The sequence below is a fragment of the Neptunomonas sp. ABH4_499 genome, assembly GCF_056160565.1.
The window spans coordinates 35549-47735 of the sequence record NZ_JBSWXK010000011.1; the positions used below are offsets into that span (position 1 = coordinate 35549).

The 12187-nt window shown below is 51.3% G+C and carries 13 protein-coding genes and 5 tRNA genes; all 18 read left to right on the plus strand.

What is annotated here, in order from left to right:
- Nucleotides 1–58 precede the first annotated feature (58 nt).
- The 18 genes from ACXAF9_RS12375 (at nucleotide 59) to rplL (ending at nucleotide 12140) form a co-directional block, all read left to right on the plus strand.
- Nucleotides 59–1609 carry a sensor histidine kinase gene (locus tag ACXAF9_RS12375; protein ID WP_475074609.1) on the plus strand — a complete coding sequence of 517 codons (1551 nt, stop codon included), beginning with the start codon at nucleotides 59–61 and terminating at the stop codon, nucleotides 1607–1609.
- Complete coding sequence (locus ACXAF9_RS12380; RefSeq protein WP_475074610.1) at nucleotides 1609–2607, plus strand: NADH-quinone oxidoreductase subunit B family protein; 999 nt, start codon at nucleotides 1609–1611, stop codon at nucleotides 2605–2607. The genes ACXAF9_RS12375 and ACXAF9_RS12380 overlap by 1 nt, the downstream gene beginning before the upstream one ends.
- A 42-nt stretch (nucleotides 2608–2649) precedes the next feature.
- The gene (locus ACXAF9_RS12385) at nucleotides 2650–4110 is read left to right on the plus strand and encodes a nickel-dependent hydrogenase large subunit (RefSeq protein ID WP_475074612.1); all 1461 of its coding nucleotides are present in this window, start codon (nucleotides 2650–2652) and stop codon (nucleotides 4108–4110) included.
- Between the two features lie 121 nt (nucleotides 4111–4231).
- The gene (gene folA, locus ACXAF9_RS12390) at nucleotides 4232–4735 is read left to right on the plus strand and encodes a type 3 dihydrofolate reductase (RefSeq protein ID WP_475074614.1); all 504 of its coding nucleotides are present in this window, start codon (nucleotides 4232–4234) and stop codon (nucleotides 4733–4735) included.
- A gap of 4 nt (nucleotides 4736–4739) precedes the next feature.
- Nucleotides 4740–5720 (plus strand): bifunctional biotin--[acetyl-CoA-carboxylase] ligase/biotin operon repressor BirA, encoded by a 981-nt coding sequence (gene birA, locus ACXAF9_RS12395; protein WP_475074615.1) that lies wholly within the window; start codon nucleotides 4740–4742, stop codon nucleotides 5718–5720.
- Nucleotides 5710–6429, plus strand: coding sequence for a type III pantothenate kinase (locus tag ACXAF9_RS12400; protein ID WP_475074617.1), 720 nt, complete (start codon nucleotides 5710–5712; stop codon nucleotides 6427–6429). The genes birA and ACXAF9_RS12400 overlap by 11 nt, the downstream gene beginning before the upstream one ends.
- 483 nt (nucleotides 6430–6912) lie before the next feature.
- Nucleotides 6913–6988 (plus strand) — tRNA-Thr (locus ACXAF9_RS12405).
- Nucleotides 6989–7003: 15 nt separating this feature from the next.
- Nucleotides 7004–7087, plus strand: a tRNA-Tyr gene (locus ACXAF9_RS12410).
- Nucleotides 7088–7102: 15 nt separating this feature from the next.
- Nucleotides 7103–7177 (plus strand) — tRNA-Gly (locus tag ACXAF9_RS12415).
- Nucleotides 7178–7249: 72 nt separating this feature from the next.
- Nucleotides 7250–7324, plus strand: a tRNA-Thr gene (locus ACXAF9_RS12420).
- An 80-nt stretch (nucleotides 7325–7404) separates the two neighbouring features.
- Complete coding sequence (gene tuf, locus ACXAF9_RS12425) at nucleotides 7405–8628, plus strand: elongation factor Tu (protein ID WP_475074619.1); 1224 nt, start codon at nucleotides 7405–7407, stop codon at nucleotides 8626–8628.
- 73 nt (nucleotides 8629–8701) lie between these two features.
- Nucleotides 8702–8777 (plus strand) — tRNA-Trp (locus ACXAF9_RS12430).
- Nucleotides 8778–8856: 79 nt separating this feature from the next.
- Complete coding sequence (gene secE / locus ACXAF9_RS12435; protein ID WP_475074620.1) at nucleotides 8857–9228, plus strand: preprotein translocase subunit SecE; 372 nt, start codon at nucleotides 8857–8859, stop codon at nucleotides 9226–9228.
- Nucleotides 9229–9238: 10 nt separating this feature from the next.
- A complete protein-coding gene (nusG, locus tag ACXAF9_RS12440) occupies nucleotides 9239–9772 on the plus strand; it encodes a transcription termination/antitermination protein NusG (RefSeq protein WP_475074622.1) in 534 nt (177 codons plus the stop codon).
- Nucleotides 9773–9879: 107 nt separating this feature from the next.
- Nucleotides 9880–10314, plus strand: coding sequence for a 50S ribosomal protein L11 (gene rplK / locus ACXAF9_RS12445; RefSeq protein ID WP_475074624.1), 435 nt, complete (start codon nucleotides 9880–9882; stop codon nucleotides 10312–10314).
- Nucleotides 10314–11009 carry a 50S ribosomal protein L1 gene (gene rplA, locus ACXAF9_RS12450; RefSeq protein ID WP_475074627.1) on the plus strand — a complete coding sequence of 232 codons (696 nt, stop codon included), beginning with the start codon at nucleotides 10314–10316 and terminating at the stop codon, nucleotides 11007–11009. Before rplK ends, rplA begins: the two co-directional genes overlap by 1 nt.
- A 199-nt stretch (nucleotides 11010–11208) precedes the next feature.
- Nucleotides 11209–11700 carry a 50S ribosomal protein L10 gene (gene rplJ / locus ACXAF9_RS12455; protein WP_475074629.1) on the plus strand — a complete coding sequence of 164 codons (492 nt, stop codon included), beginning with the start codon at nucleotides 11209–11211 and terminating at the stop codon, nucleotides 11698–11700.
- 68 nt (nucleotides 11701–11768) lie between these two features.
- Nucleotides 11769–12140, plus strand: a complete 372-nt coding sequence (gene rplL / locus ACXAF9_RS12460) for a 50S ribosomal protein L7/L12 (RefSeq protein WP_475074630.1) — start codon at nucleotides 11769–11771, stop codon at nucleotides 12138–12140.
- Nucleotides 12141–12187: the final 47 nt, after the last annotated feature.

The following is a 12187-nucleotide window of genomic DNA, read 5'->3' on the forward strand; positions in this document are numbered from 1 at the left end:
GATATTCATTGGGTGATTAAGCAAGACTCAGAGATAGCAAATGCGGTGCCATCGCGGTATGTTGTGGCGAAAACCGCACCGCACTAAGCGTAAGATCGGTGTCTTTGCTGTGCTGAACAGAACGCAATGGAAAGGGCGTAACCAGTTAGAGGGTCAGGTGAAAGATCAGTCTCCACTTCGTACACGTATCGCGCAATCGACCGACTCGGTGGATGAGTTGCGCGTGATCGAAGAGGACGCACAACCGATGGAGGATGAAGCTTGGCTGAGTGTCATCCAAAAATTGGACGAAGCGTACGCCGAGCTTGTGCAAAGTCAGGTCGAGATCGAAGAGAAAAACCAAGCCCTAGAAGACGCCACCCGCTTTACCGACAGCATTCGACACGCCATGCACGATGCCTTGCTCGCGGTGGATCTGTCCGGCCAGATAGAACAAGTCAACCGCGCCCTAGAAACCCTGTTGGGTGTGGAGCAAAGCGCCCTGATTGGTTCGCGCTTAGAGCATTGGATCATCCCAAGCGATATCGACCGGTTTACCACCTGCATCGAACAGGTCAAACGTGGCGTGCAGCGCGATGTCGAGGTGATGCTGCAAGGCGCAAAAGAGGTCGTGCCGCTCTCGTTCAATGTCTCTGCACGGCTGGATCACCGCCAGCGCCTGATCGGTTTAGTGCTGGTGGGCCGCCCACTGGGTGAGCTGCAAAAAGCCTATAAAGAACTCAACGATGCCCACGCCGAGCTAAAGCTTGCGCAAGAGCGCTTGATCCAAGCTGAGAAAATGGCGTCTTTGGGCCGCTTAGTGGCCGGTGTGGCACATGAACTGAACAATCCTATCAGCTTTGTCTACGGCAACATGCACGCGCTTGAGCGCTATACGACTCGACTGATTCACTACTTTGATGCGATCCAAGAAGGCCAATCACGAGAATCCCTGCGTGAGCTTAGGGAGTCCATGCGGCTGGATAAAGCCGTTCGCGATCTCAACTCCTTGGTTGAGGGCACCAAAGAAGGCGCGGATCGGGTGCGGGAGATCGTCAACGACCTTCGTCAATTCTCGTCCACTCAAGAGTCAGCCAAAGCGCCATTTGATGTGGTGCATGTCGTAAAAACAGCCCTGCACTGGATCGTCAAAGAATCCAAAGTCTCAATCCAAAAGGACCTCGACCTACCCGATCAGCTTTGGGCGGTGGGTCATGCGGGGCAAATCCATCAAGTCGTTGTTAATCTGATTCAAAATGCAGTGGATGCGATGCAGCAAAGTGCGCATCCCGCCTTAATCGTTAAGGTGTTCCACAGCGCAAAAGCCCCACAGGAAGATCAGCCCGACACCGCGCTCTTTGGTGGGGTGCACCTGTGCATCAAAGATACCGGCACGGGGGTGGATCAAGCCAATATGGATAAGCTTTTTGATCCCTTCTTCACCACCAAACCGGTGGGGCAAGGCACCGGTCTTGGGCTTTCGATCAGCTATGGGATTGTGGCGCAGCACCACGGCGTATTAACCATCAAAAACCGAGCGGAACACGAAGGCGAATCGGGTGTGGAAGCTTGTTTAATCATCCCCGCGGCAGCGCCAAACCTTAATCAGAGTCAAACGGGGGGCGCATAATGCGAGTGCTGTGGTTACAGTCGGGCGGTTGTGGTGGTTGCACCATGTCCCTCTTAAACGCCGAAGGGCCGGATCTACTCACGCATCTTGACGCGATGGGGATTGAGCTCCTATGGCACCCCTCCTTAAGTGAAGCCACAGGCTCCGAGGTAATTGAACTGCTGACCGCTATCGAGCAAGGTGAGCAGGCGCTGGATGTGCTCTGCATTGAGGGCTCCATGATGATGGGCCCCAATGGCACCGGGCGTTTTCATCTGTTGGGCGGCACAGGGCGTCCGATGATCGATTGGGTGCAAGCCCTTGCGGCAAAAGCACGTTACACGGTAGCGGTCGGGAGCTGCTCTGCGTATGGCGGAATGACAGCCGCAGGCCTTAATGAGGTGGAGGCTACCGGGCTTCAATACGATGGCGAGTTGCCAGGTGGCTTACTGGGCGATGGTTATCGCTCGCGAAGTGGAGATCAGGTCATTAACATTGCAGGCTGCCCAACGCATCCTGATTGGATCACCGAAACCTTGAGCACGCTGGCCATGGATGAGTGGCAGCCTAAATTGGCCGACCCGCTTGGTCGACCGCGCAGTTATGCCGATCACCTTGTGCATCACGGTTGTCATCGAAACGAATACTACGAGTACAAAGCCAGTGCCGAGCAACCCGGTGATCGCGGTTGTATGATGGAGCACATGGGCTGTTTAGGCACCCAAGCGCACGCCGACTGCAATGTGCGGGATTGGAACGGTTTTGGCTCGTGCACCAGTGGCGGCTATGCCTGTATCAACTGCACCGCCCCAGAGTTTGAAGAGCCCGGACACGCGTTTATGCAGACCCCGAAGATTGCGGGTATTCCGGTCGGGTTGCCAACCGATATGCCCAAGGCGTGGTTTGTCGCGCTGGCGTCCTTGTCCAAAGCGGCCACCCCCGAGCGTCTAAAACAAAATGCCGTATCGGAGCAGTTGATCTACCCGCCGACGCTCAAAAGTACGCGGCGCAAACGTTAATGGCACAATACGTCTTCTGATCGAAGTGGAGAGCAGTATCCGATGAGTCGCACTCTGTTAGGCCCGTTCAATCGAGTCGAGGGGGATCTTGAGATCACACTGGAATCTGAGCAGGATCAAGTGGTCTCCGCCCGTGTGAACTCGCCGTTGTACCGTGGGTTTGAGCGAATGCTGGTGGGCAAGTCAGCGATGGATGCGCTGGTATACACACCCCGCATCTGCGGTATCTGCTCAGTGAGTCAATCCACGGCTGCGGCCAAAGCCCTTGGTTCAGCGATGGGGATTACGCCAACCCCCAACGGTCAGCTGTGTCATAACTTGATGCTGGCCACCGAGAGTCTGACGGATCTACTCACACACTTTTACCTGTTTTTCATGCCGGACTTTGCCCGCGATGTGTACCAAAACGAGCCGTGGTTCTTGGGGGCGCAAGCGCGATTTAAGGCGATCAAAGGCAACGCAGCCAAAGAGGTTTTGCCGGCACGTGCAGAGTTTTTGCACCTTTTGGGCATCATGGCTGGGAAGTGGCCTCATACGTTGAGTCTGCAGCCCGGTGGCAGTGCTCGACCCATCGAAGCGCAAGAGCGCATTCGTTTGTTGACCATCGTGCGAAGCTTTAGGGCGTTTCTGGAGCGCACCTTATTTGGTGACTCGTTAGAGGCGATCTTAGCGATCGACTCTCGGGAAGCGTTAATGCAATGGCAGCACGCCGAAACCTCGGGGGATCTTCGTCAGTTTCTGCACATCGCCGATGCCTTGTCACTGTGCACCTTAGGCCGTGCTACCGACCGTTTTGTCAGCTACGGCAACTACGATAATCCGATCACGCAGCAGGCCTCATTCAAAGCAGGTTTTAGCGTTCAAGGTGAGCATTACCCGCTCTCGCCTGAGTCGATTACCGAAGAGATCGCCTTCACTTGGATGGACGGTGTTTCGTTACCTGTGCATCCATCCGACCCTCGCGCGCAGCTAGCGGCCCCGACGATTGATCAAACCGACGCCTACAGCTGGTGTAAGGCACCGCGTTTTGCGCATCAAGTGGTTGAGGTTGGCGCGATGGCGCGCTGGGTCAATCAAGGTCATCCTCTGGTGCTGGATCTGCTCCAGAAAGAGGGGGCGAACGTGCGCAGTCGAGTCGTCTCGCGTTTGTTGGAGTTGGCCTACATCGTACCTGAGATGGAAAACTGGATACGCCACCTTGATGTGAACGCCCCGTTTTGTGATCACGCGTCAGTTTGTGATGAAGGTGAGGGCGTTGCCATGATTGAAGCCGCGCGCGGTTCGTTAGGGCATTGGTTAAAGCTCAAGGGCGGAAAAATCACGCATTACCAGATTATAGCGCCTACCACGTGGAATTTTTCCCCGCGTGATGAGCAGGCCGTTCCTGGGGCGCTGGAGCAAGCTTTGGTGGGGGCACTGATCCGTCAAGGCGAAAAAGAGCCTATCTCAGTACAACACATCATTCGATCTTTTGACCCATGTATGGTCTGTACGGTGCACTGATCCACCGCTATGGTGTACACTTGCCATCCCCAGAATGACAGCTGGTTAATAAAACGACACATGTTTTGCGGCATTGTTTGGGTTTCGACAATGCTGCGTTTGCCAAAGAGAGATGCTCCCCATGAAGGTTTCTTTGATTGTGGCCCAAGCGCAAAATCGCGTCATAGGGCGCAACAATGCCCTGCCTTGGTACTTACCGAACGATCTTAAATACTTCAAAAAGGTCACGCTGGGGAAACCCATCATAATGGGGCGAAAGACCTACGAATCCATCGGTCGACCACTGCCCGGACGTCCAAACATCGTGATCAGTCGACAAGCCGAATACGCGCCAGAGGGTGTCGGTGTGGTGGCTTCTTTAGAGGAGGCGATCTCGCTTGCAGAAAGTCTGGTCGAGATTAATGGCGGCGACGAGGTCATGGTCATCGGTGGCGCACAAATTTACGCGTTGGCTCTGCCAAAAGCGGACCGACTCTACATCACCCAAGTACACGCTGAGGTAGAGGGCGACGCGCACTTCCCTGAGTTTTCGCTCGAACAGTGGCGCGAGCTTGGACGCGAAGATTACAGCGCGCAAGAGCCTAACCCTTACGACTACAGCTTCATCGTATACGAGCGAGGATAAGCGCATGCTGGATGAGCGTTTATTAACCGCGCTGGCCGATGGGCAATTCCATTCGGGTCAAGAGTTGGGTGCCTTGCTGGGTGTTAGCCGAAGTGCGGTCTGGAAGCAGATGAAAACCCTAGAGTCTTTGGGGGTCGAGGTGTACAGCATACGGGGGCGTGGTTATCGCATCCCGGGTGGTTTGGAGCTCTTATGCGAAGAGCGAATCGCCAACGCGTGCAGTCAATCGGTCGTGGGTGATCTTCAAAAAATTGAAGTGCACCGTGTATTGGACTCAACCAACCTCCAAGCGATGCGCGAACTTCAGGCTGGCGCAAGCTCTGGGCAACTGTATTTGGCCGAATATCAAACGGCCGGTAAAGGGCGTCGTGGTCGTACATGGGTTAGCCCGTTTGGGCGTAATCTGTACTTTTCCTTGGTTTGGTCTTTTGCCGCAGGTGCCGCTGGGCTTGAAGGGCTAAGTCTTGTGGTGGGTGTCGCGCTTCATCGTGCATTAACCGACCTTGGTTTGGATCAAGTTGCCCTCAAATGGCCGAATGACCTGTTAGCCAATCAAAAGAAACTGGCCGGTATTCTGCTCGAGATGCAAGGTGATGCGTCTGGCGAGTGTCAGGTCGTGATCGGTGTCGGTGTGAACGTTCAGATGCCTGATGAAGCAGAGGAGCATATCACACAACCGTGGACGGATCTCACCCGCTTAGTGGGCCGATCGGTCTCGCGTAATCAATTAATGGCAACTGTGCTTAATCACTTAGTCCCCACGTTAAAGTTGTTTGCCGAGCAAGGGTTTGCTCCTTTTAAAGGTGAATGGCAAAGCCTGCATGCTCACCAAGGTCAGACGGTGACGCTGAGCTCTGCTCAGCAGGAAATTACCGGGGTTTGTTTGGGTGTCGATGATCACGGTGCGCTTGTGATTGAACATGCCAACGGGAAAGAAGCGTTTTACGCCGGTGAGGTTAGTTTGCGAGGCACACATGCGGCTTGAGATTGATGCAGGCAATACCTTTATAAAATGGCGCTGGGTGGGGGATGGATACCAGTCCGCGACGCTTCGATTGCTGAAAGAAAAGTTTTTCGATGAGTGGATTCAGCTGGAATCCCAAAACTACCCAGAGACGCTGCGCGAAATTTGGATCGGCTCGGTCGCGGGGGATCAATTCAATGATGCCTTGGCAGAGCGCATCTTACGAAGCTTTGGAGTCACCCCTAAGTTTGCTAAAACCACGCAAGTGGCCTCAGGCGTCACCAACAGCTACTCCGACCCCGAGCGAATGGGCGTGGATCGTTGGCTGGCGATGCTTGCGGCACGGTGTCAGGATGAAGCGCCTGCTATCATTGTCGATTGTGGCAGTGCCATTACCGTGGATTATCTGGACAGCGTTGGGCGTCATGAAGGGGGGTATATTTTACCGGGCCTTCAAATGATGCGTGCCACACTGTTACGGAACACCGCTTATGTTCGCTACGACGAGACCGATCAGGAGCAGCTTAAACCTGGCAAAAGCACCGGCGCGTGTGTGAACAATGGCACGCGCTTCTTATTAAGTGCACTTGGGCATGAGTTGGCCGGCCAATCGGGATATCAAATTTACATTACCGGTGGTGATGGGGATCTACTGCACAAAGATATCCCAGGCTCTTTGCTGATCCCTGATTTGGTTTTAGATGGTCTTCTATGGGCAGAAAAACAATGACCAAGTGGATCATTGTTTTTCTCGCGCTTGCGAATGGGTTGCTCTTTTATGTGATCTCCGGGCAATCCGCATCGACCCAAAATGAAAATGCCGAGCAAAATGCCGCGATTCAGCGCATAAAGTTGGTCTCGGAGGTGGGCTTGACCGATCCGGACCAAGTTGTGGGTCGAACGGATGGGGCTTCTGGTAATAAGCAGGCTACAAAAAAGTCGTGCTGGCTATTAATAGGGATTGAGCGAGAGCAAGATCAACAAGCTTTATCGGATTTTTTGGTAGAGCAGGCGTTTCAGCCGATATTGCGTCTACCCAATGCCAAGCATAAGGACTATCAAATCGCTTTAGGGCATCGTTTTGATCAGAAAACGAACGATGCTGTTCATCGATTGATCAAAGAGCGCTATCCATCTGTAAAAATTGAAAAAAAGTGTGTGAAGGGGTTGCATACTGAAAGTTCGATCATTAATATGTGCGCCACTTCGTTAAGCCGGTATAGCTCAGTTGGTAGAGCAACTGACTTGTAATCAGTAGGTCCCGAGTTCGACTCTTGGTGCCGGCACCACGAAGTAACCGATGAGGTGGGGTTCCCGAGTGGCCAAAGGGATCAGACTGTAAATCTGACGCGCAAGCTTCGGTGGTTCGAATCCACCCCCCACCACCATCACTGCTCGGTAGTGCGGGTATGGTATAGTGGCTATTACCTCAGCCTTCCAAGCTGAAGAGGCGGGTTCGATTCCCGCTACCCGCTCCAGAGTGTGGTAGTTATCATGGATAAATCTTTGGTAGCGACTCTGAAAGTTTAAAGCTGAAAAGCTTATGTTATGCTCAAGTAGCTCAGGGGTAGAGCACACCCTTGGTAAGGGTGAGGTCGGCGGTTCAAATCCGCTCTTGAGCTCCAGTTTGTGAAGGGTAGATGTAGTAATATGTCTGCCCTTTGTTGTATTTGTGATTCACAAATGACCGTTTAGGAATTTAACGATGGCAAAATCATCTTTTGAACGTAATCTGCCGCACGTTAACGTAGGTACAATCGGCCACGTTGACCACGGTAAAACAACTCTGACAGCAGCTCTGACTCGCGTATGCGCTGAAGTATTCGGTGGTGAAGCGGTAGCTTTCGACGGTATCGATAAGGCACCTGAAGAGCGTGAGCGTGGTATCACAATCTCTACTTCACACGTAGAGTACGAATCAAACACTCGTCACTACGCGCACGTCGACTGCCCAGGGCACGCTGACTACGTTAAGAACATGATCACTGGTGCTGCTCAGATGGACGGCGCGATCCTGGTATGTGGTGCGACTGATGGTCCTATGCCGCAGACTCGTGAGCACATCCTGCTTTCTCGTCAGGTAGGTGTACCTTACATCGTAGTATTCTTGAACAAAGCTGACCTGCTGGCTGAAGATTGTGGCGGTGTTGACTCTGAAGAATACGCTGAGATGCGTGAGCTGGTAGAAATGGAAATCCGTGAGTTGCTAGACACTTACGACTTCCCAGGCGACGACACTCCAATCATCTGCGGTTCTGCTTTGATGGCACTGAACGGCGAAGACGAGAACGAGCTGGGTACAACAGCGGTTAAAGCGTTGGTTGAAGCTCTGGATTCTTACATCCCTGAGCCAGTACGTGCGATCGATCAGCCATTCCTGATGCCTATCGAGGACGTATTCTCTATCTCTGGCCGTGGTACTGTAGTAACGGGTCGTGTAGAGCGCGGTATCATCAAAGTTGGTGAAGAGATTGAAATCGTTGGTATCAAAGATACTACGAAGACAACTTGTACTGGTGTTGAGATGTTCCGTAAGCTGCTTGACGAAGGTCGTGCAGGTGAGAACGTTGGTGCGCTGCTGCGTGGTACTAAGCGTGACGACGTTGAGCGTGGTCAAGTATTGGCTAAGCCGGGTACTATCAATCCGCACACTAACTTCGAATGTGAAGTATACGTACTGAGCAAAGATGAAGGTGGTCGTCACACTCCATTCTTCAAAGGTTACCGTCCACAGTTCTACTTTCGTACAACTGACGTAACCGGTTCTTGCGAACTGCCAGAAGGCGTTGAAATGGTAATGCCGGGTGACAACGTTAAGATGGTTGTTACTTTGATCGCTCCGATCGCGATGGACGAAGGTCTGCGTTTCGCGATTCGTGAAGGTGGTCGTACCGTAGGTGCAGGTGTTGTATCTAAAATCATCGCGTAAGTGATGAAAGTATTGCAATAAGGTGTTGCAATCGAACAGGGGTGCTTATATAGTATGCATCCCTGATTTCTACAGGCCAGTGGCTCAATTGGCAGAGCAGCGGTCTCCAAAACCGCAGGTTGGGGGTTCGAGTCCCTCCTGGCCTGCCACTTTACAAATCGATTAGGTCGATCTCTCAAGTAAAGTGGCATTCAAAGCGAAAGCTTAGATAAGCCGAGGCTATTAAGCGTGAGTTCTAAAGTTACAACATCTGAAGGATCTAAGCTCGACGGTCTTAAATGGCTTGTCGTAGTACTGCTGGTAGCAGTTGGTGTCGTTGGTAACTCGCTGTACTCAGAAGAATCTTTGTTGTACCGAGTATTAGCCTTGTTGGCGTTGGCAGTTGTGGCGGGTTTTGTTGCGCTGCAGACGGCAAAAGGTAAGGCGTTCTTTACGCTTTTTAAAGAAGCGAAAAATGAGATCCGCCGTGTAGTATGGCCAACGCGTCAGGAAACGCTGCAGACAACGGGTATGGTTGTTGTGGTTGTTTTGCTTATTGGATTATTTCTCTGGGGATTGGATTCGCTGTTAGCGTGGATTGTCTCCAGCGTAATCGGTTAGGAGAAAGGGCATGTCTAAAAACTGGTACGTCATTCATGCTCACTCTAACTACGAGAAGCGTGTTAAGTCCTCTCTCGAAGAGCGCATTGTATTAAATGGTCTGGAAGATATGTTCGGCCAGATCCTGGTTCCAACCGAAGAAGTGGTTGAAATCAAAGACGGTAAGAAGCGTAAGTCTGAGCGTAAGTTTTACCCAGGTTACGTGTTTGTCGAAATGGAAATGAACGACGAAACGTGGCACTTGGTTAAGTATACCGATCGAGTGTTAGGCTTTATTGGCGGTACAGCTGATAAGCCAGCGCCAATGACGCCGCGTGAAGCAACAGATATGTTGTCTCGTGTTCAAAGCGTTGGTGATAAACCGAAGCCGAAGACGGTGTTTGAGCCGGGCGAAATGGTTCGTGTTGCTGATGGTCCATTTGCAGATTTTGATGGTGTGGTTGAAGAAGTTGATTATGAAAAGAGTCGCTTGAAGGTGGCTGTAATGATCTTCGGTCGATCAACGCCAGTCGAATTGGAGTTCAGTCAGGTTCAGAAAACCTGATAGGGCTTGAAAGAAAAGCATAAAACTCTGCTCATCACTGAGCGGAGTTTTTGCGTCTTTGAAAACGGGTAGCTTTTTATAAAGCGATGACCCACTAGGAGAAACTAATGGCTAAGAAAGTCCAAGCTTACATTAAGCTGCAGGTTAAAGCCGGTCAGGCGAACCCAAGTCCACCAGTTGGTCCAGCACTGGGTCAACACGGTGTAAACATCATGGAATTCTGTAAAGCGTTCAATGCTGAAACACAAAGCATGGAATCTGGTTTGCCGATCCCTGTTGTGATTACTGTTTACAGTGACCGTAGCTTCACATTCATTACTAAGACTCCTCCAGCTTCAATCCTGTTGAAAAAAGCAGCAGGCCTGAAAAGCGGTTCTGGTCGTCCAAACACTGAGAAAGTGGGTACGGTTACTCGCGCTCAACTGGAAGAGATCGCAACCACTAAAATGGCGGATCTGACAGCAGCGGATATGGATGCAGCTGTACGTACCATCGCGGGCAGCGCTCGTAGCATGGGTCTTCTTGTGGAGGGTGAAGAGTGATGGCTAAGCTGACTAAACGCCAAAAGGCAATTCGTGAAGTTGTTGAAGCTGGTAAAGCTTACTCAATCACTGAAGCAGTTGATGTGCTTGCAAAAGTATCTGCTGTTAAGTTCAAAGAAACCATCGAAGTATCTGTAAACTTGGGCGTTGATCCACGTAAATCAGACCAAGTAGTTCGTGGTTCTACTGTACTGCCAAACGGTACAGGTAAAGACGTTCGTGTAGCCGTTTTTGCTCAAGGCGATAACGCTGAGAAAGCAAAAGAAGCTGGCGCTGATGTTGTAGGTTTCGAAGACCTGGCAGAAGCGATGAAAGGCGGCGATCTGAACTTTGGTGTTGTTATTGCAACTCCAGATGCAATGCGTGTTGTTGGTCAACTTGGTCAAGTGTTGGGTCCACGTGGTCTGATGCCTAACCCTAAAGTTGGCACAGTAACAACTGACGTTGCTACAGCGGTTAAAAATGCGAAAGCAGGTCAGGTTCGTTTCCGTACTGACAAAAACGGCATCATCCATGCTGGTGTTGGTAAGATCGAATTTTCTGCAGACGCTATCCGTGAAAACATCGAAGCGTTGCTGGCTGATCTGAAAAAGCTGAAGCCTGCTTCTGCTAAAGGCGTATACGTACGCAAAGTGACCTTGTCCTCTACTATGGGCCCAGGTCTTGTGATCGATCAATCGTCACTGAACGCTTAATCAATCACTCAAAAACGGTTTTTTGAGGGTCTTCGAGACCTGTTTAGACAGAGACGAAGGCCGTCAAAGACCGCAGGTGATGCCAAGCGCATCTTAATGGTGAATCCAGCCTGCGCAGACGGTGAAATACCACCGCACACTCATGGCCTGCTTCGGCAGGTTAGGTAAATAGTCGAAAGACTCAATCCAGGAGTTAATTGTGGCATTAGGACTAGAAGACAAAAAAGCGATCGTCGCTGAAGTCCAAGAAGCTGCTCAAGGCGCTCTTTCTGCAGTAGTTGCTGACTCTCGCGGTGTTACCGTGACAGACATGACTGCTCTGCGTAAGAAAGCGCGTGAAAACGGCGTATGGCTGCGTGTTGTTCGTAACACACTGGCTCGTCGTGCAGTAACTGGCTCAGATTTCGAATGCTTGTCTGAATCTTTCGTTGGCCCAACTATCATCGCTTTCTCTAACGAGCACCCAGGTGCTGGCGCGCGTATTTTGAAAGAATTCGCAAAAGAGAACGATAAGTTTGAGCTGAAATCCGCAGCGTTTGAAGGCGCCGTTGTAGACGTGAACATGCTGGCAAGCTTGCCAACATACGAAGAAGGTCTGGCGAAGCTGATGAGCTGTATGAAAGAAGCAGCAGCTGGCAAGTTGGTTCGTACCATCGCTGCCGTTCGCGATCAGAAAGAACAGGCTGCGTAATCTTTTATACGCACTCTGGAACGATTTTAAACGAGCATACGCTCCACTAGTTTTATAGGAAATAAGTCATGTCTCTGACTAAAGAAGATATCATCAACGCTATCGCTGAAATGTCTGTAATGGACGTAGTTGAACTGGTTTCAGCAATGGAAGAAAAATTCGGCGTTTCTGCAGCAGCTGCTGTTGTAGCGGGCCCTGCTGGTGACGCTGGTGCGGCTGCAGCTGAGCAAACAGAATTCGACGTAGTTCTGACTGCTGCTGGCGATAAGAAAGTAAACGTAATCAAAGCCGTTCGTGGCGCTACAGGCCTGGGTCTGAAAGAAGCTAAAGAAATGGTTGATGGCGCTCCTTCTACTGTTAAAGAAGGCGTTAGCAAAGACGAAGCTGAAGAGCTTAAGAAAGCTCTGGAAGAAGCTGGCGCTTCTGTTGAGCTTAAGTAATCTGACTGATGCTCAGCAAGCAGCTTAAACTGCTTGACACGTCAATG